Source organism: Leuconostoc lactis KCTC 3528 = DSM 20202, from assembly GCF_014651235.1.
Lineage (GTDB): Bacteria > Bacillota > Bacilli > Lactobacillales > Lactobacillaceae > Leuconostoc > Leuconostoc lactis.
This window is the reverse complement of sequence record NZ_BMWM01000007.1, coordinates 1-22,451: the sequence shown is the minus strand read 5'-3', so window position 1 is coordinate 22,451 and position 22,451 is coordinate 1. Positions and strand designations below refer to the sequence as shown.

Annotated in this window: 20 protein-coding genes and 1 riboswitch; of the genes, 16 read left to right on the top strand and 4 right to left on the bottom strand. The window is 44.9% G+C overall.

Annotated elements, in window-relative coordinates; genetic code table 11:
• Window positions 1–11: 11 nt before the first annotated feature.
• From IE039_RS03220 to IE039_RS03210, 3 genes are all read right to left on the bottom strand, one after another.
• Window positions 12–647, bottom strand: a complete 636-nt coding sequence (locus tag IE039_RS03220) for a copper homeostasis protein CutC (RefSeq protein WP_010002974.1) — start codon at window positions 645–647, stop codon at window positions 12–14.
• 108 nt (window positions 648–755) lie between these two features.
• Window positions 756–929, bottom strand: coding sequence for a 50S ribosomal protein L32 (gene rpmF / locus IE039_RS03215; RefSeq protein ID WP_010000541.1), 174 nt, complete (start codon window positions 927–929; stop codon window positions 756–758).
• A gap of 115 nt (window positions 930–1,044) precedes the next feature.
• Complete coding sequence (locus IE039_RS03210; RefSeq protein ID WP_010004677.1) at window positions 1,045–1,581, bottom strand: nucleoside 2-deoxyribosyltransferase; 537 nt, start codon at window positions 1,579–1,581, stop codon at window positions 1,045–1,047.
• A gap of 259 nt (window positions 1,582–1,840) precedes the next feature.
• On the opposite strand from IE039_RS03210, the gene IE039_RS03205 reads away from it, so the two are divergent.
• Entirely contained in the window at window positions 1,841–2,524 is a 684-nt protein-coding gene (locus IE039_RS03205; protein ID WP_189428714.1) for a VTT domain-containing protein, read from the top strand.
• An 81-nt stretch (window positions 2,525–2,605) separates the two neighbouring features.
• On the opposite strand, the gene IE039_RS03200 is transcribed toward IE039_RS03205, so the two are convergent.
• Window positions 2,606–3,157 carry a hypothetical protein gene (locus IE039_RS03200; RefSeq protein ID WP_189428713.1) on the bottom strand — a complete coding sequence of 184 codons (552 nt, stop codon included), beginning with the start codon at window positions 3,155–3,157 and terminating at the stop codon, window positions 2,606–2,608.
• 714 nt (window positions 3,158–3,871) lie between these two features.
• On the opposite strand from IE039_RS03200, the gene IE039_RS03195 reads away from it, so the two are divergent.
• The 15 genes from IE039_RS03195 to IE039_RS03125 all read left to right on the top strand — a co-directional run bounded on the left by IE039_RS03195 (window position 3,872) and on the right by IE039_RS03125 (window position 22,233).
• Window positions 3,872–4,420, top strand: coding sequence for a hypothetical protein (locus IE039_RS03195; protein WP_010006408.1), 549 nt, complete (start codon window positions 3,872–3,874; stop codon window positions 4,418–4,420).
• Window positions 4,417–5,793 carry a nicotinate phosphoribosyltransferase gene (locus IE039_RS03190; protein WP_019039955.1) on the top strand — a complete coding sequence of 459 codons (1,377 nt, stop codon included), beginning with the start codon at window positions 4,417–4,419 and terminating at the stop codon, window positions 5,791–5,793. Before IE039_RS03195 ends, IE039_RS03190 begins: the two co-directional genes overlap by 4 nt.
• A gap of 9 nt (window positions 5,794–5,802) precedes the next feature.
• Window positions 5,803–6,138, top strand: coding sequence for a hypothetical protein (locus tag IE039_RS03185; RefSeq protein WP_189428731.1), 336 nt, complete (start codon window positions 5,803–5,805; stop codon window positions 6,136–6,138).
• Window positions 6,139–6,195: 57 nt separating this feature from the next.
• Window positions 6,196–6,371: riboswitch (Lysine riboswitch) on the top strand.
• A gap of 101 nt (window positions 6,372–6,472) precedes the next feature.
• Window positions 6,473–7,771 (top strand): diaminopimelate decarboxylase, encoded by a 1,299-nt coding sequence (lysA, locus tag IE039_RS03180; RefSeq protein ID WP_189428712.1) that lies wholly within the window; start codon window positions 6,473–6,475, stop codon window positions 7,769–7,771.
• An 18-nt stretch (window positions 7,772–7,789) separates the two neighbouring features.
• Window positions 7,790–8,497: a 2,3,4,5-tetrahydropyridine-2,6-dicarboxylate N-acetyltransferase gene (gene dapD, locus IE039_RS03175; protein WP_010002492.1), complete on the top strand. Its 708-nt coding sequence runs from the start codon at window positions 7,790–7,792 to the stop codon at window positions 8,495–8,497.
• Complete coding sequence (locus tag IE039_RS03170) at window positions 8,497–9,660, top strand: N-acetyldiaminopimelate deacetylase (RefSeq protein WP_010002493.1); 1,164 nt, start codon at window positions 8,497–8,499, stop codon at window positions 9,658–9,660. The genes dapD and IE039_RS03170 overlap by 1 nt, the downstream gene beginning before the upstream one ends.
• Window positions 9,661–9,700: 40 nt before the next feature.
• Entirely contained in the window at window positions 9,701–10,579 is an 879-nt protein-coding gene (dapA, locus tag IE039_RS03165) for a 4-hydroxy-tetrahydrodipicolinate synthase (protein ID WP_010002495.1), read from the top strand.
• Window positions 10,576–11,307 (top strand): 4-hydroxy-tetrahydrodipicolinate reductase, encoded by a 732-nt coding sequence (dapB, locus tag IE039_RS03160; RefSeq protein ID WP_010002496.1) that lies wholly within the window; start codon window positions 10,576–10,578, stop codon window positions 11,305–11,307. The genes dapA and dapB overlap by 4 nt, the downstream gene beginning before the upstream one ends.
• Before the next feature lie 67 nt (window positions 11,308–11,374).
• Window positions 11,375–12,193 carry a recombination regulator RecX gene (recX, locus tag IE039_RS03155; RefSeq protein ID WP_010002497.1) on the top strand — a complete coding sequence of 273 codons (819 nt, stop codon included), beginning with the start codon at window positions 11,375–11,377 and terminating at the stop codon, window positions 12,191–12,193.
• Between the two features lie 111 nt (window positions 12,194–12,304).
• A complete protein-coding gene (gene ntdP / locus IE039_RS03150) occupies window positions 12,305–12,874 on the top strand; it encodes a nucleoside tri-diphosphate phosphatase (protein ID WP_010002498.1) in 570 nt (189 codons plus the stop codon).
• A 111-nt stretch (window positions 12,875–12,985) separates the two neighbouring features.
• Window positions 12,986–16,522, top strand: coding sequence for a PD-(D/E)XK nuclease family protein (locus IE039_RS03145; RefSeq protein WP_189428711.1), 3,537 nt, complete (start codon window positions 12,986–12,988; stop codon window positions 16,520–16,522).
• Window positions 16,500–20,219, top strand: a complete 3,720-nt coding sequence (gene addA / locus IE039_RS03140; RefSeq protein WP_189428710.1) for a helicase-exonuclease AddAB subunit AddA — start codon at window positions 16,500–16,502, stop codon at window positions 20,217–20,219. The genes IE039_RS03145 and addA overlap by 23 nt, the downstream gene beginning before the upstream one ends.
• Before the next feature lie 4 nt (window positions 20,220–20,223).
• Window positions 20,224–20,913: a rhomboid family intramembrane serine protease gene (locus tag IE039_RS03135; RefSeq protein WP_068853108.1), complete on the top strand. Its 690-nt coding sequence runs from the start codon at window positions 20,224–20,226 to the stop codon at window positions 20,911–20,913.
• The gene (locus IE039_RS03130) at window positions 20,910–21,116 is read left to right on the top strand and encodes a YqgQ family protein (RefSeq protein ID WP_010004506.1); all 207 of its coding nucleotides are present in this window, start codon (window positions 20,910–20,912) and stop codon (window positions 21,114–21,116) included. The genes IE039_RS03135 and IE039_RS03130 overlap by 4 nt, the downstream gene beginning before the upstream one ends.
• 157 nt (window positions 21,117–21,273) lie before the next feature.
• Window positions 21,274–22,233: an ROK family glucokinase gene (locus tag IE039_RS03125; protein ID WP_010004507.1), complete on the top strand. Its 960-nt coding sequence runs from the start codon at window positions 21,274–21,276 to the stop codon at window positions 22,231–22,233.
• Window positions 22,234–22,451: the final 218 nt, after the last annotated feature.

Genomic DNA, 22,451 nt, shown 5'->3' with positions numbered 1-22,451 from the left:
AGCTTGTAAGTTTAAACAATTTGAGACCCATGAACTTCCGTGACACCTAACGAATCCGCTAAGCGTTGGGCATTGTCAGGAGTGATGCCACCGCCTGGCAAAATGGTAAGGCCGGCAGGGGCCGTATTAACGAGTGTTTGCAGGTGTGGCACACAATCAAAAATCGGTGTTGTAAGTGGACCACCGTGCATTAAAATACGCTTGACGCCCTGGTCAGCTAGCCAAAACATTGCGGCCGGTTGCGCATCAACGGCGATAGCATCAAAAGCCATATGCATGACGACTTCTAAATCTAAGTCAGTTGCCACTTGAATGAGTTGGGCCATGGCTGTTTGATCCAATTGTTGGTCGCGGACAACCCCAAAGGTGACATATTGACCACCAACATCAGCAATTTGTTGGAGACTATCCTGCATTTGTTGTAATTCCAGGTCATTGTAGGCAAAATCGCCTGGCCGTGGCCGAACCATAATAATGACTGGCACATCATCGATTGCCATTAGGGTATCAATAATTGTCCGTGTATCTGGGGTTAACGCACCAACTTCAAGATCGGCACTTAATTCAATACGGTTTGCGCCTTTACGGCGCATCAGTTTGGCGGCTTCGACAGAGTCAACCGCTGCTTCTCTAATTGTAATTGTCATGACACTATTTTACCACATAATCGCAATGTGTTTGTTGTTTGTGTGAAGTTGGGCCGATAGCAGGGAAAACAAAAACCCATACCGTAAGGTATGGGTTAATTTGCAATATTACTTCTTTTCAGCAACTTGCTTGCCGTTGTAAACACCAGAAGGTGAAACACGGTGGGCAACACGGTATTCACCAGTTGCTTGATCCAACAAAATGTTAGGAACATTCAAACCGATGTGTCCGCGGCGGTTACGCTTGTGAGACTTAGAGTTCTTGTTTGATGGGGTAGCCATAATGGCACCTCCTTTCGTTTCAATTTATCAACTAGTCAAGTTTATCGAAATTTAACGCTTTTGTCAATAGGTTTTTCAAAAGTCGTGTCAAGTGTTTATACTTGACATCTTAAATTTAGATCAACTTACCCATGTAACGGTTTGGTGTGATGTCAAAGAAATCATAGTCAGCTAGTTCGGCAGTTGATGTAACATGCGCATCAGTACCGAAAGAAAGCATCAAGTTAATTGGGTGTTCGTCAAGGTTACCATCAAAAACAGACACAACAGGTGTGTTAGAGGCAACAGAATAACCTAATTCCATCGCTGTACCACTGTCTGGATTTTCGGCTTCAAACACAGCAACCGTAATATCTGAGTTATCAATGGCCTTAATATCAGCCTTATAAGTCATGGCACCCCATTCAAAGCCTGGTTCGTTGTTTGATTCACCTAAAGCGACACCGCCATATTGGTGCAAAAGCGGCACGTGAATGTGAGCGATTGAAGGGTTCGCACTTAACTTAATAAAAGCGTCTTTTAGGAGCTCTTCTTGCTTGTCAGAGAACCAACCAGCAGCGAGGTAGACGTTCTTTGCACCTGGCAACTTTTTGCTGTTGTCGACATTGCGATTGATTTCTTCAAGATCTTGAATGAGCTTTGCTTCGTTCATGGTGTTTTCTCCTTGGGATTTTATCCAAATTAACTCGACATAGGCGTCAGTCAACTGTATCATTTTTAACACAATAACTGACCGTGTCTATCTATATATCTTACCGTATGTTTGGCAAAATTGAAAATGTAATCACAAGTTGGTATCGGAGTTTAACACGATGGCATATTTTTTATGGTACACTTAATTTATTCAAAAAAATAACGTATAGGAGAAGTGTACAGCACAGCTTTATTGCTGGGCGGTACACAAAAAATACATGTTTCTGATTGATTTCATCCTTCATATTGACAGCCATATTGCCAGTTTGGTTACGCAATTTGGACCATGGACTTATCTTATTTTGTTTACTATTATTTTTGTTGAAACAGGCGCTATCATTATGCCGTTTTTGCCAGGTGATTCCTTACTATTTGCTGCCGGAGCCGTTGCTGCAACGCCAGCGGGAATTGCAGCTGGTCTTAATCACTGGGTGTTTATGGTATTGTTCTTCGTTGCCGCGGTTGCTGGCGACACCTTGAACTTTTGGATTAGTCGAACGGGTGGGACTAGGTTACTCCAGCATCCGTTCATGCGCCGCTTTATCAAAGAAGAACATATTCGTGAAGCCGAAGGCTTCTTTGAAAAGCATGGGGCGATGGCCATTATCATTGGCCGTTATATGCCAATTGTCCGGACGTTTGTGCCTTTGGTAGCTGGTATTAGTCAATTTCCATTCAGCCATTTCTTCAGAAATACATTGATTGCGGCCTTTTCATGGAGTTTCATTGCCACAGGTGCAGGGTACCTATTTGGTAATATTCCATTTGTGAAGGACAACTTCTCAATCATCATTATTGGTATTGCCTTTGTGACAATCTTGCCAACAATTATCAGTATTATCCGTTCAATGGTGATTAACCACCGCGCTAAGCAAATTGCAAAAGAAAATGATAACAAGTAAAGCTGCCGCCAGGTGGCTTTTTTATTGCAGTGACACTGAGACGTGAGTTAGCTATGTACGCCCAAACGGGCATGCGTGTGTTTAGTTACTTGTTTGGTAATTAATGATTTTAGCGTCCATCGACGAGGCGGTTACTTTATCGCCTTGATCTGTTTGATAGGTTTCGATCCCTTCAATCACACCAGAAAAAGTCACTTGTTGACCTTCTGATAGGTTTGAACCGCTCAGCAAATCTTGATCCACGTCAACAATCAACAGGTTGTTAGGGTTGTCATTGACTGCAAGCCGGACTTTATCATCACCATCAGTTGGCACAATTTTGACCACTTTACCGCTAAATTGCATTTTTTCGCCAGCAAAATCAGCTGGGGCGTGGGCAACTTGCTCATACGTGATGTCTGTGTGATAGGCAATGGGTTCATTATTGCTAATGTTAGGTGACACCTCAGTTATCGTATGAATATTATCATCAGGTTCCACATCGACATCAATTTCAGAGTCCTGACTAGTGGTACTGTCATCATCAGATGTGATAGCTAAGTTGTCAGATTTTGCGACATTTGAGGATAAGCCCCGGGCCGTCTCGGCCCCAACATCGGCCCCACATGAGGTCACTAAAAGTATCAGACTCATCACAAGCGTTGTGATCAATACGCGTCCGCTTACGCTACTGTCACGCTGTTTAACTTTGTCGATCACAAAAATGATCAATAGAACAAAAAATGCCACCAATGCGATCAAGGTTATGATCCAAAGTAAAGATAACATTCCTCTCATATTCTCACTCCCAAAGCCTTTTAATGTGGTTACTCAGCACATGATGATAGACTGTTGTTAAACGTTAAGCAATTCATCGAAAATTATTCAGGTTATGTTGCGATAACATAACCTGAAGATGCGCTTATAACGCTACAACAAGCCATTATACTACCGTATTTGATCAGCCGTCAACTGGCTTTAGCTCGGGTGAATTAGGGATGATAATGCCTGTTATGGTGCTGTTTTTCTAGCATAGGGTAAGGTGTTTTTTAGACAATTTTTTGACAAAAATACAATAAATGTGATAAATTTTAGATACAGCGCATGGTTCGTTGACCCAACATGAATTACGCCTGTTGATCGGTCGCAAGACTGTCTAAAACTACTTTCTTTCACACAAATTTCCACATTTTTTAATTCATGCTGGGTTTTTGGAGAATCATGGGTCACGATGACAATGCCTGTCAATCGTGACTTTTTTTATAGGCACATCGTGATCAGTGCTATAATTTAAGGAGTGACTATAAAGATTGGGGAAAGTTGTGACCCAACGGGCAAACGTTCGTGTCGCAACGCTGTATCATAAAAATGAATAATATTGAAAAATTACAACAATTAACACACATTACCACACAAGAAATTGCGGACGCCTTGGATGTTAACGCTGATTTGGTCAAAGAATGGCAAGATGATGCCAGTTTGCCAACGATTGCGGAACTGGAAGCTTTAGTCGGTATTTTTTCAAGTCAACTCGATGACCAAGGCATTGAAACCCAAACCAAATCACATCCAATTCACATTCGATTGTCGATTGATTATTTGTTGAATCTTGGGTTGACAATGTCAGATTGGATCACGTTAAAGTGGGCTGTGGAAGCTCAGTGGCAAGGCGATCAACTTGCGGTTGGTTTCTTCCATGATGGCAAACTTACCCGTGTGGTAGCTTCTGATGACGAATTTGTCGCTGCCTTTGCAGGGTATTTGATTTTGCAAACGGAAGGCGAATTTGAACCTTATATTGATGAATTTGATGATGATAAAGTCTATGATTGGCGCTTATTGCGGCTACATGGGGACGATTACCGCGATGTTACCCGTGAGTTAATCGCGACAGACTTACCGGAGATAAAAGCATGACGGAAAATGTCATTTTGGCAACGGATGCCTATAAATTAACCCATCATTTACAGTATCCTGCCCAGTTAACAAAATTATATTCTTATGGCGAAGCGCGCGTTGGCGGCCAATATGAACAGGTGAGTTGGTTTGGCTTGCAGATGATTTTGGACGCCTATTTCCGCCAACCCATCACGGATGAGATGATCGATGAAGCGGCTCGTGTGAGTGAACTCACGTTTGGCACAGCAGCCTTTTTTAATCGCTCAGTTTGGGAAAAAGTCCGTGATCTGGGTTATTTCCCCGTTAAAATTAAAGCATTACCTGAAGGTATGACGGTGCCAGTGGGCAATGCGCTCTTTACGATTGAGTCAACGGCTGATTGGTTTGCCACCAGTTTGAACGCGTTAGAAGACGTCTTGATGCATGTGTGGTATCCAACAACCATTGCCACGAATTCAATGGTCATTCGGCAACGGTTAACGCCATTATTTGAACAATCGGGTACGCCAGCCAATGTGGCGCTGGCAGTTAATGATTTTGGGTTGCGTGGCGCGACGTCATTAGAATCTGCTAAACGGGGTGGTGCTGCCCATTTGTTGCACTTCCGTGGCTCTGATAACATGGCAGCTTCGGCGTATTTTGACTCAGTTTATGGCGTGCCAGGACGGGCTTTGTCTGTCTGGGCGACGGAACATTCGGTGGCGACGTCATATGGTGCTGACGCCGGTGAATTCGCCTATGTCCATGCGCAATTGGATCGGGCACCGGATGATGCTATTTTATCTATTGTCATCGATTCATACGATGCACTCAATTTTGTGAAAAATGTGATTGGATCACCAGAAATTAAAGCACGAATTATGGCACGTGAAGGCCGAATTGTTCTCAGACCAGATTCTGGAGATCCACTAACCATTGATTTGCAAGTACTCGACCTGCTTGCGGAAATTTTTGGGACGACGACAAATGACAAGGGGTATCGTGTTTTACAACATAATGTCGGCATTATTCAGGGCGATGGCATGAAAGCAGACACAATTATTGCCCTTTATGAAGCCTTGCTGGCCGCTGGTTGGTCAGCGGATAACTTGGTGGTTGGCTCTGGTGGTGGTTTGTTACAAGAAGGCTTTACCCGAGACACCGCACGCTTTGCTATCAAAGCAGCCTATGCGGAGACCGCCACTGGTGAGCACATCAACATTCAAAAAAAGCCTAAAACGGATGCCTCAAAAGCGTCAAAAGCGGGACTACTTAAAGTGATTCGCCGAGATGGCCAAATTGTCACGGTACCACAAAGTGAACCAGGAGAAGATCTCTTGACAACCGTTTATGAGAATTGCGTTTTTGCCCCCGTTGATGGGCAAGCGATAATACAACGTGCCCAATTGTGAGGAATGATCTTGAATTACCAATTTAAAAAAGCCAGTGACATCACAACGGATGTCAGAGTCGAACAATTAGACATCAAAGCCGCCGCACAAGCTTATCGTGAACGCGATCAACGTGACTACAAGCCTAAAAGTGAAGCGAGTCAAGCGCTCGTTGGCCGTGGCGTACAAGCACTGGGGACTGAGGCAGCGATCGGCAAAGATGAACGTAAGGCTAAAGTACTCGCCTTATTTAACGCCGGGATGACAAGTTATATTGATTTAGCTTTTGAAATGAATTTATCAGAAGCGACGATTCAAAAATATGGCAAAGAATTAGGATTAACTTTCATTGACACGACATATTAAATTAAAAATTTGACATTTTTAAGTGCGTAAGCTATTATAATAACAACATAAAATTTAATTTCACATAGAGGTTGCGATTGACAGGAGTCGCTTATCTGAATTGTTGTAGCAATTGGGAGGGTAAGTCAAAGGGGAAATCGCCGAAATGAACGAACACTACAAAGTTGGTTTGTTGGGCTAATGGTTAAGAACTATTAGACTGTCGTTAGAAATAACGGTGAGCTATGGAAACTGTCAAAAATGCAAGCTTTAGAAGCCTTTTGTCCGTGACCATGTCTCGAACAGAAGGCTTTTTATGTTAGCAATTAGGGCATCGTTAAGGTGGAGAAGGTATATGAATTATTCAACAAACGCACAAGCACATTTGACCATTGACGGTGTTGATGCCGTCACATTGGCCGACACTTATGGCACACCGTTATATGTTTACGACGTCTCTAAAATCCGTCAAACGATGCGTGCGTTTAAAGCAATTTTTGAGCGCGAAGCTGTCCCTTATGTTGTGAGTTATGCCTCAAAGGCATTTTCAACGAAGGCCATTTATCAAGTTGCCCAGCAAGAGGGTATCCACGCAGATATTGTCTCGGGTGGTGAATTATACACGGCTCTGGCAGTCGGTTTTCCAGCAGCACATTTGAGCTTTAATGGCAATAATAAGAGTTGGGATGAGCTAAGCATGGCGGTGCGTGCTGGCGTGGGCACGATTATTGTTGACAATTTCTTAGAATTGCAATGGTTATCAGAAATTGCTGCTGCGCACCAAGTACAACAAGCTATTTTACTGCGTATTTCGCCAGGCATTTCAGCACATACCCATGAATTTATTAGTACTGGTCAGCAAGATTCTAAATTTGGCTTTGATTTATTAACTGGTCAAGCAAAACGTGCTTATGAGATTGCACGGTTGGATACAAACCTTGATTTACGTGGCTTACATGCACACATCGGGTCACAGATTTTTGATGTCACGGGCTTTGAAAAGAATGCAGCTTTACTTGCCGATACAGCTCATAGTTGGGGTTGGACTCCAGCCGTTATTAACGTTGGTGGTGGTTTTGGGATTCGGTATACCGATGATGATACGCCATTGCCTGAAAGTGACTATGCTGCAGCAATCATTGCCACGCTGAAAGCAAAAGCTGAAGCATTTGCCTGGCCAATGCCGGAAATTTGGATTGAGCCAGGGCGTTCGATTGTTGGGCCAGCCGGGCAAACACTTTATACAATTGGGTCACGCAAGGATATTCCGGATTTACGCCAGTATCTTGCCGTTGACGGAGGCATGGGGGATAATATTCGACCAGCCCTTTACCAAGCGAACTACGATGCGGTGTTAGCCAATGATCCCAATGCGCCAACGACTGAAGTTGTGCGGGTTGCTGGTAAATATTGCGAATCAGGGGATGTGTTAGTTTGGGAGCAAGCGCTACCGCAAACCAAACCTGGCGACATCTTAGCCGTTCAAGCAACTGGCGCCTATGGTTATGCCATGGCTTCCAATTACAACCGCAATCCACGACCAGCAGTAGTTTTCGTGGAAAATGGCGCACATCAATTGGTTGTGGCACGGGAAACTTATGCCGATATCGTCGCATTAGATCGTGACTACGACCTTGCTAATACACCAGAATAATCATAAGAGGATAAAAACATGACAACGACAGAAAATGCAGCCCAAAAATTGATTGATTTCATCGCCAATGCCAAAAAAGTCACGCCTGTGAAAGTGACTTATAAAGGGGTCTTAGCCGGCGAAATTCCGGTAACGGTGCAACAATTTGGCGGGGTGTCATTTGGACAACTGATCGGCGATTGGGCTGATATTGCGCCACTGATTGCTAATTTACCAGCTGAAAATGTTTACATTGAAAATGATGCACGGCATTCAGCTGTCCCATTGCTCGACAAAAAGGCTGTGAATGCCCGTATTGAGCCAGGGGCAATTATTCGAGATCAGGTCACAATTGGGGATAATGCCGTGATTATGTTAGGCGCAGTCATCAACATTGGTGCAGAAATTGGGGCCGGCACGATGATTGACATGGGCGCCATCTTAGGCGGTCGTGCGATTGTGGGTAAGAACTCACACATTGGCGCTGGCGCCGTTCTAGCTGGGGTGATTGAGCCCGCTTCAGCAGAACCCGTCCGTGTTGGCGATAATGTATTGGTCGGGGCAAACGCCGTTGTGATTGAAGGGGTTCAGATTGGTGATGGTGCCGTGGTTGCGGCTGGCGCCATTGTGACCAAAGATGTGCCAGCTAATACTGTAGTGGCTGGTGTACCGGCGAAAGTAATCAAAAAAATTGATGCCCAAACCCAACAGAAAACAGCTTTAATTGATGCTTTGAGAGGATTATAATGCAGGACACAGCAGACATTTCATCGGCCATACGCACCTATCGACGCGACTTACATGCAATTCCCGAATTGGCCTTGGCAGAATACAAAACGCATGATTATTTGTTAAAGCAACTAAAATCTTGGCAAAATGACACAATGACTATTCGAACGGTTGATGCCTTGCCAACGGCTATTTTGGTACGTATACAAGGAACGGCCCCACAGCGAACGATTGGTTATCGGGCAGATATTGATGCGTTGCCAGTGACAGAAGCAACAGGGCTACCATTTGCGTCAACGCATCCGGGTAAAATGCATGCGTGTGGACACGATGTGCATATGAGTATTGCTTTAGCTATTGTGCAATATTTCAGTCAGCATCAGCCCAAAGACAATTTGATTGTCTTCTTTCAACCGGCTGAAGAAGCGATGAGTGGTGGAAAATTAGCTTATGATCGCGGGTTATTTACAGGCGAGTGGCGACCAGATGAATTTTATGGGATCCATGATCAGCCTGATTTACCAGCAGGGGTGTTGAGCACACGGCCAGGCACTTTGTTTGCCGGAACGGCTGAACTGAAGGTTACGATTCATGGTCAAGGTGGCCATGCGGCTTACCCCCATTTGGTCAAAGACCCGATTGTCGCTGCTGCAGAATTAATTTTGCAACTGCAAACGGTGGTGTCGCGTTCGGTTGATCCCATGCAAGGTGGGGTGGTGAGCATTGGGGTGATTAATGGTGGGATTGCTAATAATGTGATTCCCGATGCTGTGCATTTTGAAGGAACTGTCCGGAGTATGACGCAAGCGGGCCTTGACATCATGATTCGTCGTATTCGTCAAATTATTGATGGTGTTGCCTTGGCCAATGATTTAGAGATTGCGGTTGAACTAGAAAGTGGCAGTTATTTACCAGTTGAAAATGATCCAGTCTTGGCACAACAAATGATGACGTTTATGCAGCAGGCAGATAATATTGACTTCCAAGTGGCGCAACCAGCCATGACTGGTGAAGATTTTGGTTATTTGTTGCAGCACATCCCCGGCGTGATGTTATGGCTTGGTGTCAATGATACCCATCCCTTACATAGTCCAGAACTATCAATTGATGAAGCAGCGCTGGTCCCTGGATTTGAAGCCTTAAAAGACTTTTTAATTTGGCGGATGACAGTTGCAGCGTAAGCCTTAGTAACCAGTGCTTGGAATTTTTAGAGGAAAAGTTATGTACGAAAATATTCAGCTCATCACGGCAGTGGTCACACCATTTGATCATGCCGGCCAAATTGATTATGCCGCACTGACGAAAGTGATTGACCACTTGTTGGCGCATGGCACGCAAGGTCTTGTTATTGCTGGGACAACTGGAGAGTCCCCAACTTTGACCCATGATGAAAAGTTGGTTGTTACAGAATTTATTGCCAGTTATGTTGGTGATCGTGTCTTATTGATTGCGAATGCGGGAACCAATAATACGGCAGAATCTGTTGAAATGGCACGTGAATTAAGTGCCATTTCGGGTATTGATGCCATTTTGGCTGTGACCCCCTATTACAATAAGCCAAGCCAAGCAGGGATGATTGCCCATTTTAGTGCCATTGCTGATGCCGCGACAAAACCCGTCATGCTGTATAATATTCCCGGTCGTTCTGCCGTTGGTTTGACGGTTGATAGTGTCGTGCGGTTGGCACAACACCCCAATATTAATGCCATTAAGGAAACCACGTCGGCGGAATTTATCGGGGCGGAAGTTGAATTGACTCAGCACGAGGATTTTGCCGTTTATACCGGTGAAGATGCGCAAACTTTAGCCGCATTTAGTCTGGGGGGTGCCGGGACAATTTCTGTTGCAGCACACCTATACGGGGATGAGATGACGGCCTTATTTACAGCTATGTTGGCCGGTGATTGGCGTCAAGCTGGTCAAATCCAGCGTCAATTAACGCCTAAAATGACGGCTTTATTTCATTGGCCATCCCCCGCACCGGTGAAGGCTAAGTTGGCTGAACAAGGCTTGTTGCACAACATCACGCGGCTGCCCATTCTACCATTAACAGCTGAGGAAACCAAACAATTAACGACACGATTGGAGGCAAGGGCATGACGCGCGTTATTTTGGCCGGGGGCTTTGGTAAATTAGGACAAGCCATTCAAACTGGTTTAATGGATTCAGCGTTTGAAATTGTGGGGATTTTAAGTGGGCACGCACATGACAGTGCCTATCCGGTTTGGACAGCTCTATCAGAAATTGATCAACCAGCAGATGTTTTTTTGGATGTGAGTACGCCAGCAACAGTGTATGACAATGCTGTGTGGGCGATTGCACATGATATGGCCGTTGTCATTGGTGCGACGGGACTAACGGATGACCAAGTAGCTGATTTACGGGAACGTGCAGCTGGTGGACGTGGGGTATTGATTGTCCCTAATTTTAGTTTGTCAGCAGTGTTACTCATGCAATTTTCCGAGTTAGCAGCGCGGTATTTTCCAGACGTCGAAATTGTTGAAGCGCATAATCCTAAGAAAATCGATGCCCCTTCGGGGACCGCTGTGACAACTGCTAAGCGCATTGCGGCTTTACGGCAACGTGACCCGGAGCCAACAACGATAGGGCCAGCACGTGGTGAAGTGATTGACGCTGTTCCTGTACATGCGCTGCGCTTACCAGGCTATATTGCACAACAAACCGTGTATTTTGGTGGACTGGATGAACAATTGACCTTGAGCCAAAGTACGACGAGTCGTGCGGCGTTTGTGCCAGGGGTACTGCGTGCTTTACAAGGCGTAACCCAGATGAGCGGCTTGGCAATTGGTCTCGATCACGTGCTTTAATTGTGGTGGCTGGTTATTTTTTAACATATTTTGAGCAATTACCGAATGGATTGCGTACAATAGTAATATGAAAAAAATTACGAAAATCGCAACCCAAAAGCAAGCAGGACGCTATAGTATTGACTTAGACAACGTTTTTGCTTTCGGCGTTGCAGAAAGTGTCTTGATTAAATACGGTTTAGCCAAGGGCCGAGAATTAGATGATGCCTTAATTGCACAAATCAAATATGATGATGCCATTGCCAAAGCACTGAATACAGCGTTAAATTATTTGGGCCATGCGTTACGGACTGAAAAACAAATCCGCCAAAAATTGTCGGATCAACAAGTGACTGAGACGATTCAAGATGCCGTATTGGCACGATTAAAAGAGTTAGGTTATGTTGATGATTTCAACTATGCCAAACATTACGTGGCGACCAAAAAGCGCTTGTCACCCAAAGGGCCGGTAGCCATTAGTTTGGCATTACAACAAGCGGGGGTACCAGCATCAGCGATTACCCAAGCACTGGCAACTTATACAACAGCTGAACAGCTAGCCGTTGGGGAACAACTCGCGCTAAAATTAGCCCAACGTTATCAACGTGAAGCCACACGTGCTAAACAACAAAAGATTGTCCAAGCGCTCGTACAAAAAGGCTTTTCGTTTGATATTGCCCAGACCGTTGTGGCGCAGATTGATTTTGCTAATGATGAAGACACAGAACGTGCCAACGTGATTCGGCAAGCTGAAAGGCTGTGGTATCGCTATCGCAATGTCACTGAGTCGGAACGACAATATAAAGTTAAAAATAAACTTTACACCAAAGGCTTTTCGGCAGAATGGATTGACGTGGCTCTTCAAACCGTTACCCAAAGTGATGCGCTGACAGAATTTTCTGAGTAAAGATAACGACCGTCTTTGGCACTCTTTTGGTAAAGTGCTTGTAGTCTATCATTTACGTATAATATTTGATACAATGAAATAGCATTCGGTGTTAGAAGAGTAGGTACGATCATGAGTTTTGATAAGTCAAGTCGCGGGCCACGCGAAGGTGATTTCATCACGATCAAAAGTTATAAGCATGACGGCTCGTTGCATCGAACTTGGCGCGATACCATGGTTTTAAAAACCAGTGAAAATGCAATCATTGGATTAAACGATCATACTCTAGTGACAGAAGACGACGGACGACGGTGGGTGACACGTGAACCGGCAATTGTCTATTTTCATAAAAAGTATTGGTTTAATATTATTGCCATGATTCGTGATAATGGGGTATCGTATTACTGTAATTTAGCGTCACCCTTTGTCTTAGATAAAGAGGCGCTAAAGTATATTGATTACGATTTAGATGTCAAAGTTTTCCCTGATGGGGAAAAACATTTGTTGGACGCTGATGAATATGCAGCACACAGCAAAAAATGGCATTATCCACCAGAAATCGATAAGATTCTGAAGGCACATGTTAAGATTTTAGTTGACTGGATCAACGAAGGCACGGGCCCTTTTTCACAAGGATATGTCGATGTTTGGTATACAAGATACCAACATTTGATGCAACAGCGACTTAAAGATCGTCGTTGATAAAGCAAGCAGCACGTCAGAAATGACGTGCTTTTTGTATGCTAAAATAGACAGTATGATGAGAAATTAACGTCACACAGATGTGTGTTAAAGTGATGAAAAGAGGCGTAAATGGCGGTAACAATTTATATGGCGCATGCCCAGGCTGATTTACGGGGTGCGTTATTGGCAGATGCTCAGCAAAAATTAGCGCAAGATGCAGCAACCACAGTGTATTATATCGTGCCCAACCACGTTAAATTTGATAGTGAAGTGACGGTTTTACAACGGCTGGCGCAACAAAATGGCTATGATCCTCAGTCAGATTTGTATGCACAAAGCCGTTTACAAGTCTATTCCTTAACTCGTTTAGCTTGGGCATTGCTCAAAGACATGCCCAATCAGCAGCCAGATATTGTGCAAAATACTGGGTTATTTATTATGGTGTCCGATATTTTACGTGAGTACGCGCCACAATTACCAATTTTTGCTCGAATGCAGGCAAAACCAGGTTTTATCGCCGCTTTAGTGACCCAACTGGTTGAGTTGCGAGCGAGTCGCATTACGCCTCAAGATTTGTTACAAATTTTGAATGACACAACGGATGATGCGACGTTTTTACGACAAACATTGGCGGCCAAACTCAGAGACTTAGCGATTGTAGCCGATGCGTTGGCTGTAAAAATGGGCACTGACCGCATGACACCGTTGGAAGTGTTACCATTTTTAGCGACGCAATTGGCCCAACATCCCCTTGAAAATGTGGCCTTTTATTTTGAAGGGTTCAACGGGTTGACGAGTGCCGAATGGCAAGTGGTGCAACAATTAGTGCAACGCTATCCTGTGACAATGGCCTTGTTAGGTGATGGGGACCAATTAGGTCGGCAACAACCAGGGGATGTTTTCTTCAAACCGATGACAACAGCCCAAGAACTCATGCGCTTGGCAAAGCAAGCCCAGCAGCCGGTGGGACTTGAACAGCCACAGACCAGACGCACCCTCAGTCAAACAAGTGAGCAATTATTGACAGCTTGGACTCATCTCGGCGAATACCGACCATATCAGGCCGATCAACCAGCGCCGGACTTGTCGGTGTTTGCTGCGGAAAATCCTATCGTTGAGATTCAGGAAGTGGGGCGGCGTATTCGACGCCTATTATTAGCCGATCCTGATTTGCACTTGCGCGATATTTTGATTTTGGCGCGTGACCTCACGCCTTACACCGATCATATCCCTGAAGTCATGGCGCAATTAGAATTGCCTTACTTTTTGGATACCGACCAAAAAATGGCTAATCATCCTTTAGTGGAATTGTTGCTGAATTTGCTCATGCCAACGCATGAACGTTTGCAATACCAAAATGTCATGGCAATTTTAAAAACGAGCCTTCTGCGACCGTTTCAAGATCAAGCATTAGTGTCGGAAGCTGAATTTTTTGATGTGGTGAGTTATTTTGATAACTATCTATATGCCAATAAGCCATTTGAAGCACGGTGGCGGGACTTAGACCAGCCCTTTGAATTGTTTACAATGACAGATGAGGTTGCTGATGATGATGTCACCTTAGAAACGGTAGATCAACAGATTAATCGGCGTATTGAAACCTTACGTCGGTTTATTTTGGCGGCCTTTGATGCGTTACAAGAAAGTTTTGATCACGCTAAAACGATGCGGGAAGCGGCAACCGGCTTGGTCATGTGGTTGCAAAAGTATCATGTAACAGATGCCATTTTGGCACAGCGTGATCAGTATCTTGCGGCCGGTGAGCTTGCCCGTTCTCGGCAAGGCAGTGAAGTTTGGCAACTGTTCACGGCCACGCTAGATGAATTGGTCGCCATTGATGGGGATGCAGCGTTTGACCTCGCGCAATTTAAAGCGATTTTAACGGCTGGGTTTGCGGGCGCCAAATTCTCTGGGATCCCCAATCATTTAGATCAACTGACCATTTCTGAAGCTGGGATTGTGCAAAGTAACCGCTATCGGCATCTATTTTTTATTGGGGGGACACGGACAAACCTACCAGCACAAGCTAAGACGACGGCTTTGATCAATGATGCTGAGCGTTTGATTGTGCAACCAGCCTTACAAGCTGGTGAGCAACCGAAATACTTACAAAACACTGCGCAACAACAAATGGCTGAAGAAAATTTGCTATTTTATGGTGCCTTGTCATCGGCCAATACCAGCGTTACTTTGTCTTATCCGGTCCTTGATAGTGCGGGGAAAATTGCGGACATGTCGCCATTTTATCAACGACTCGTCTCGACGTTCCAAACACCAGTTGACAAAATCACACGAGTGCCAGTAGATAGTGCGGCATTGTTGAAAAATTACACAAGCACGCCACGAGCAACCTTGTCTGAATTAGTGAAATTAATCCCTACTTATCAACAGTCGTCGGCGTTTAAGGCCTTACAAAATGCCATTAGTGTGACGCAACAAGAGCGATTAGAACGCGTGTTATCCGCACCAAATTATCGCAATCAAACAGAAATTTTACGTCCTGAATTTGTTCAGTCCTTATTTGGTCAACAGTTAAATGTGTCCATTTCGCAACTGGAAAGTTATTATAATAATCCGTTGGCTTATTTTTTGCAGTATGGGTTACGGCTTAAAGAGCGCACGACCAACGAACTGAATGTGGCCCAAACGGGAACGTTATACCATGCCGTGTTAGAACAAGTGATCCGCGAGTTGATCCAGCGGCAGGTGAGTTTACGCGATGTGACGACAGACGACTTATTAGACCTTGTCTCACAGGCCATGACCGCTGAATTGTCGCTACCAGTGTATCAATTACTGGCGACTAATGGGAAAATGCGGGCAGTGCGTGACCATTTAGCCAAAATTAGTCGACAACTCATGCTAAACTTGCAGCAAGCTGCCCGTGCTAATAGGTCTTATCCACAAGCAGTGGAACAGCTCTTTGGCTTTCCGGTTAAGGGTGCATTGCCAGCGCTAGAATTTTCTGGCCGACGGGGGCCAATTAAAGTCCGCGGTAAAATTGATCGGTTAGATCGTCAAGATCCGAATGGCGTGTTTGGGACGATTATTGACTACAAATCTAACGGAAAACAATTTGATTGGGCGCAAGCCTTTGACGGGTTACAAATGCAATTGCTGACTTATTGGCAGGCCGCGCAAAAAAATGCGGAAGCACTTGGTGTTGAAGACATTGGCGGTGCCTTTTTTGCTAAAATTGCGCCGGAACGTCGCCGCATTGCCGACTTTAAGGGCGATGTTGATGCTTTGTTGGCAGGTCAGGTGCCGCCGGAAATTTTCAAATATCGTGGGTTATTTGTGGCGGAGCCAGATTATCTCGATAGTTTGGAACTGCTGGATAACGGTGAAGCCGCGCTATTTTATCAGCTGAAAAAGAAGAATAATGGACAATTGTATGCGACGAGCGATTTTGTCGAAGCAGACGGTTTTGGCTTATTGTTGCAGCACAATGCTGAAAATATCACACAAGCTGGCGACCACATTTTAGGTGGTGAATTTCCTTTGTTGCCAACAATGGGGAGCTTGCAGTACACACCGTATACCGATATTTTACGTTTTGATCGCTCATTGGGTGATCGCTATCGGCCTGAATCTCCCAAGGGAAAAACAGCCATTTTAAAGATTTTGCAAGAGGAGGCGGCAGATGAGCACGACATTCACAGTTAATCAACAACGTGCAGTTGATGACACAGGGCACAATATTTTAGTTGCCGCATCAGCGGGCTCTGGGAAAACGACGGTTTTAATTGAACGTTTGATTCAGAAAATTTTAAACGGGGCCAGTGTGACCAACTTTTTAATTGTGACCTTTACTAATGCGGCAGCGCAAGAAATGCGGGAACGTTTAGAGGTGGCGATTGAAAAACGGCTACCAGCAGTTGATGCGGCAACCAAACGCTTTTTACAGGAACAGTTGTTACTTTTACCAGCGGCCAATATTTCAACAATTGACGCTTATGCGTTACGTTTGATTGAAAATTATTACCATGTCATCGGGTTGGATCCACAATTCCGATTGCTTTCGGATACAGCCGAACGTGATATGTTACGCCAAGATGTTCTCGCTCAGGTTTTGGCGGCGTTCTATGAAGAAGACCACGAACATCACGCCGATTTTTTGGCCTTAGTCCATAACTTTGGGCAACCAGGACAAGATGATGCGTTACAAGACATTATCTTAAAACTCACGGATTTTGCAGAAGCACGTCCTGATGGTACCGCGTGGTTAGCCCAACTCGCTGACAATCAGTTAGATTTGACAACGGCGATCACGCAATCTGACCTGTACCAACAACATATCCTACCAACGTTGACAACCACTATCACACCGCTATTGGCAGCGGTTCAAGATGCCCAAGTTTTGGTGTCCGGGGCGCCAGAACTGAAGAAAACAACGCTTGCGTTGGCCACAATACAAGACTATTTGCAACAAGTGCAGACAATGGCCACTAGTGCGCAATGGGATGATCTCCGCCAAATGCTGTTACAGCCACCTAAGGTGAGTTTGGAAACGAAGGCCAGCAAAGGCGTGGCGGATGAGCCAGAACTTTTGGCTATTTTGGCCCAAGCTGTCGCGGTTAAAAACCAAGTGATTGGCGCCAAATCACAGTTAAAGCAACTCACGGAGACGTTTTTCCGGTTCACTCAAAGTCAGTGGCAAACGATCACTGACGCCTCACAACAACTCGTTGCGACGCTGGTTTTGGTGACCCAGACGTTTCGGACGGCGTTTACTGATGCGAAGCGTGCTGCCCAATTAGTGGACTTTCCTGATTTAGGTGCCTTAGCATTAGAGATATTAGCCGATACGGCAACCCGTGAAACGATTCAGAGCCAGTTTGATGAAATTTTGGTCGATGAGTATCAAGATATTAACCAATTACAAGAAACCTTACTGACACAAGTCGCCAATGGTCATAATATGTACATGGTTGGTGATGTCAAACAAAGTATTTATGGTTTTCGCCAGGCGGAACCATCGCTATTTACGCATAAATATAAACAGTTTGCGCAAGCTGACAACGATGATCAACGGATTGAATTAGCCGATAATTTCCGGTCACACAATAACGTCACGGCCATGACTAACTTAATTTTCACACAACTTATGGATGAAAAATTAGGGGATATTGCCTATCTTGGTGAAGCCAAGTTGGTACCAAAGGCTGATTATCCAGCCAGCGTGCCACCAGTTTTTTCAGTGGACATTATTACTCAGCAGGCACAGGCAGCTGAGCCAACAGAGACTGACGAAACGGCGGAAAATTTTGAAAAACGGCAAGCTCAGTATGCCCGATTGGCGGAAAAAATATTGGCATTGCGGGAAACAACGATTTATGACCGTAAGGCAACGCCGGCGGGGATGCGGCCAGTAGAATACGGGGATATTGCGATTCTAACCCGTTCAAAGGCTGGTTATATTGACTTGGTGGCGAGCTTGCGCGCCGCTGGCATTCCGGTGCAAGTGGAAGCGGTAGGGAATTATTTTCAAACCATGGAAGTTTATCTGATGCTGGATGTTTTGCGGGTCATTGATAATCCCCACCAAGATATTCCGTTAGTGGCTGTATTGCGGTCGCCGATGTTTGGGTTAACGGAAAATGATCTCGCCGCGATTCGGTTGGCGGATCAGCAGCATGATTTTTGGACGGCTTTAACAACCTATGCGACAACGCACCCGGCTGTGCAAAAAATTGTCGACCAATTTGGAAAATGGCACCAGCTCGCGATTCAAAATGATCTGGTGACGTTAATATGGACGATTTTTGATGATACAGCGTGGCTCGATTACGTGGCGGGAATGCCAGGTGGTGGTCAGCGTCAAGCGAATTTGCATGCGCTCTATGCCTATGCCCGAACTTATCAAAATAATACCAATGCGGGCTTGTTCCGCTTTGTCCGGTATATCGAACAATTACAGCAAAATGATGGTCAGTTGGGTGAGGCGCCACAAGAGGCAGACGAACAAGCGGTGCGTGTCATGACGATTCATGCCTCAAAAGGGCTAGAATTCCCCATTGTATTTATCCCAGAATTCGATAAAGCCTTTAACACCAAGGATTTAAAAGGGAAAGTCTTGCTGCAAAAAAATGCTGGTATCGGGATTAATTATTTGCAGCCAGATGCCTTGGTAAGCATGCCAACTTTGCAACAATTGGTGGTCCAACAGGCGCTCAAACGGCAGAGTTGGTCAGAGGAAATGCGGCTCTTGTATGTGGCTTTGACGCGTGCCGAACAACAATTACACATTATTGGGACTGCGACGGTGAGTGAAGCTGGTCAAAGTGCGGCCTTACAAACGTTATGGCAACGGGCTAAAAATACCACGGGCCAATTTTTAGGCGAAGATTTACGTCTGACGGCGAAGTCTTACTTGGATTGGTTGATTTTGGCTCTCGCCCGCACACAAGAACCAACGTTGGAAGCTTGGTTGGGTGAGGGGGACAAACCACGTCTTCTTGGACCAGAAACGACGCAAACGGGTCAACTGACGGTGAATTTAGTACCGGAAACAACGCTACATTTACCAACGGATAATGTGACCCCAACTGAGGTAGCCACGCCGAACAGTCAAGATTACGATGCCAAAGATTTCCAGGTGGCGCAAGCGATGTTGGGGTATCAGTACCCTAGTATGGCAGCGACCCAGACGGCGGCGTATCAATCTGTCAGTGAGATGAAACGATTATTTGAAGATCCTGACCGTAAGCAAATGGTCTCCTTGACAGTGATGGAAAATGGACAGCTGTCGCCAGCCAACGATTTAGTGCCAGAAAATTTAACGTTACCAACGTTTATGACGGATGGGTCACAACAACCTTCAAGTGCTGCCATTGGGACGGCAACGCACTTAATGTTGCAATTGTTAGATTTTACCGTACCGCAAACACGTGAGTCGTTGGCGGTGCTGCGAGACCAACTGGTTGCGAATGGGCGGATGACGCAACCAGTCGCTGACTTAATTAATTTAGATCAAATCTTACACTTCCTAGCGACACCGTTTGCACAACGGGTCATGCAACACGCAACAACTTTAACACGGGAAGCGACATTTGCCATGATTATGCCAGCTAACCAGATTTATCAAGGCTTAGCAGATTCGGCACCGGTGTTGGTTCACGGGATTATTGATGGTTATTTCATCGATCATACAACCCAATCGATCACGCTTTTTGACTATAAAACGGATTATATCCGACCAGATCGCATGACAGAAGATTTGGCCAAGTTAGTCCAACGTTATCGTGGTCAGCTCCGTTTATATCAGCAAGCCTTACAGCAAGAATATCCAACTTATACTTTCCATGACCCACAGCTCGTAGCCTTGAGCGTTGGTCGCGTGGTGAGTTTGGGTGTACAATAAACACATGATAGATGCGATTCAGATACAATTTAAAAAAGCCCCAGTAACAGTTAGTCTCGTGGCGATCAGCCTTGCGATGTTTGTGGTGGAGGTCATCATGGGCCATGGGCAAACAACGAATGGGCAATTATTAGTTGCGCTGGGCGCCAAGTGGGGACCAGCGATTGCCATTGATCACCAGTATTGGCGATTGCTCACACCAATTTTTTTACATGCTGGTTGGTTACACATTATCACCAACATGTTAACACTTTGGTTTATTGGCCCCTTAGCAGAAGCGGCCTTTGGTCACCGCAAATTTTTAGGTTTGTACTTATTTGGTGGCGTGGTGGGTAATATCATGTCCTATCTTTTCGCACCCTTGACGGTGTCTGTCGGTGCTTCCACTGCCTTGTTTGGGTTGTTTGGTGGGTTGCTGATGTTTGCCAGTCAATTTCGGCATGATCCCGAAATTCGTGCGCAAGGGACAACCTTGTTACTCTTTGTCGGATTGAATTTGGTGACGGGTTTTGGCGCCAATGGTGTTGATATGTGGGGCCATATTGGTGGCCTGATTGGTGGGATGATGTTTGCTGTCATGGCCGGCTTTTACGGACGTTCAGGGAAGTTTCCGCTGTATATGCGTTGGACACTTGTTGGGGTGAGTGGGTTGTTAGTGCTCCTAACATGGTTATCAAAAGGTGGTATGGGATGAAAAACTTTTATGATATTTTGACGTATCTCAAGCGTTTTGGGGTTTACATTCATGTTGGCAAGCGTTTGTGGGATATTGAAGTGGCTGCATTGGAAGTGGATAATTTGTATAAAGCTGATGTGATTGACAGGCAGGAATATGCACGAATGAAGATTATTTTAGTGCATGAGCATGAACAAGAAGTCGCCAATCCGAGTGACTAAAGTGCATGAAAATTGTTTTGAAAACTATGAAAACGCTTGCATATCGTCGGTGTTTTCTGTTAGAATAAATGGGTAATAAATTTCTTAGGAGGAAATGTATGTGGCTCGGTAGGGCATGTGAGTGACCTACCATATTGGCGACATACACCAAAAAACAATGGCTAAAGATAAGCTCATCGGTGTTGACCTTGGTGGGACAACAATTAAATTTGCAATCTTGACTGATGCAGGTGAAATTCAACAAAAGTGGTCAATTAAGACAAACATTTTTGATGAAGGGTCACACATTGTACCAGACATTATTGCGTCAATTAATCACCATCTTGATTTGTACCAATTGGATCGCGAACGTGTGATTGGTATTGGGATGGGAACACCTGGTACGGTTAACCGTGAAACAGGAACAGTCACTGGTGCCTTCAACTTGAACTGGAAGACAGAACAACCGGTTAAGACTGATATCGAAGCTGGTACTGGTTTGCCTTTGACGCTTGACAACGATGCCAATGCTGCTGCACTTGGTGAAGCCTGGAAGGGTGCCGGTAACAATGATAAGGATGTGTCATTCGTGACACTTGGTACTGGTGTTGGTGGTGGTTTGGTTGCCAATGGGCAATTGATTCACGGAACAGCCGGTGCTGGTGGTGAAGTTGGTCACGTGGTTGTTGAACCAAATGGTTACTTGTGCACATGCGGTAACCGCGGTTGCTTGGAACAATACGCCTCAGCAACAGGTGTTGTACACTTGGCACAAGATTTTTCAGAAGCTTACGTTGGTTCATCAAAGTTGAAGCAATTGATTTCTGACGGTGACGAAGTGACATCAAAGATTGTCTTTGATTTGGCAAAAGATGGTGACTTCTTGGCCAATGAAGTGGTGGACAAGGTGGCTTACTACCTTGGTTATGCCACAGCGGCAATGTCAAACATTTTGAACCCATCAGCCGTTGTTATCGGTGGTGGTGTGGCTGCAGCTGGTGAATTCTTGCGCGCACGTGTCGAAAAGAACTGGCAAACATTTGCTTTCCCAACTGTTCGGACATCAACGCGTGTTAAGTTGGCCGAATTGGGTAATGATGCCGGTGTTATTGGTGCCGCTTCATTAGCACGCGCCTAAAAAATAACTCAAATGAGATGCCAAAGACAACCGTTAGGTTGTCTTTTTTTGCGACGGATTTTAATAATACATGCTTAAAAGCTTAAAAAAAGGTATAATGAATAGTAATTCTTATTGAAAGAATGATCTTAACTTGACTTTTTTGATTTGGCAGATTGTAAAATTTAAGTTGAACATTTAAGTGGACAGAAAAACCCATCAAGGTCTTTAATGGTGTT

Bases quoted from the DNA above. Each gene is read 5' to 3' on its own strand.
- recX (WP_010002497.1), top strand. From the start codon at position 11,375: ATGAAAAAAATTACGAAAATCGCAACCCAAAAGCAAGCAGGACGCTAT.
- IE039_RS03135 (WP_068853108.1), top strand. From the start codon at position 20,224: ATGATAGATGCGATTCAGATACAATTTAAAAAAGCCCCAGTAACAGTT.
- IE039_RS03170 (WP_010002493.1), top strand. From the start codon at position 8,497: ATGCAGGACACAGCAGACATTTCATCGGCCATACGCACCTATCGACGC.
- IE039_RS03130 (WP_010004506.1), top strand. From the start codon at position 20,910: ATGAAAAACTTTTATGATATTTTGACGTATCTCAAGCGTTTTGGGGTT.
- addA (WP_189428710.1), top strand. From the start codon at position 16,500: ATGAGCACGACATTCACAGTTAATCAACAACGTGCAGTTGATGACACA.
- dapA (WP_010002495.1), top strand. From the start codon at position 9,701: ATGTACGAAAATATTCAGCTCATCACGGCAGTGGTCACACCATTTGAT.
- lysA (WP_189428712.1), top strand. From the start codon at position 6,473: ATGAATTATTCAACAAACGCACAAGCACATTTGACCATTGACGGTGTT.
- IE039_RS03200 (WP_189428713.1), bottom strand. From the start codon at position 3,157: ATGAGTCTGATACTTTTAGTGACCTCATGTGGGGCCGATGTTGGGGCC.
- IE039_RS03195 (WP_010006408.1), top strand. From the start codon at position 3,872: ATGAATAATATTGAAAAATTACAACAATTAACACACATTACCACACAA.
- ntdP (WP_010002498.1), top strand. From the start codon at position 12,305: ATGAGTTTTGATAAGTCAAGTCGCGGGCCACGCGAAGGTGATTTCATC.
- dapB (WP_010002496.1), top strand. From the start codon at position 10,576: ATGACGCGCGTTATTTTGGCCGGGGGCTTTGGTAAATTAGGACAAGCC.
- IE039_RS03220 (WP_010002974.1), bottom strand. From the start codon at position 647: ATGACAATTACAATTAGAGAAGCAGCGGTTGACTCTGTCGAAGCCGCC.
- IE039_RS03190 (WP_019039955.1), top strand. From the start codon at position 4,417: ATGACGGAAAATGTCATTTTGGCAACGGATGCCTATAAATTAACCCAT.
- IE039_RS03210 (WP_010004677.1), bottom strand. From the start codon at position 1,581: ATGAACGAAGCAAAGCTCATTCAAGATCTTGAAGAAATCAATCGCAAT.
- IE039_RS03145 (WP_189428711.1), top strand. From the start codon at position 12,986: ATGGCGGTAACAATTTATATGGCGCATGCCCAGGCTGATTTACGGGGT.
- IE039_RS03125 (WP_010004507.1), top strand. From the start codon at position 21,274: ATGGCTAAAGATAAGCTCATCGGTGTTGACCTTGGTGGGACAACAATT.
- IE039_RS03205 (WP_189428714.1), top strand. From the start codon at position 1,841: ATGTTTCTGATTGATTTCATCCTTCATATTGACAGCCATATTGCCAGT.
- rpmF (WP_010000541.1), bottom strand. From the start codon at position 929: ATGGCTACCCCATCAAACAAGAACTCTAAGTCTCACAAGCGTAACCGC.
- dapD (WP_010002492.1), top strand. From the start codon at position 7,790: ATGACAACGACAGAAAATGCAGCCCAAAAATTGATTGATTTCATCGCC.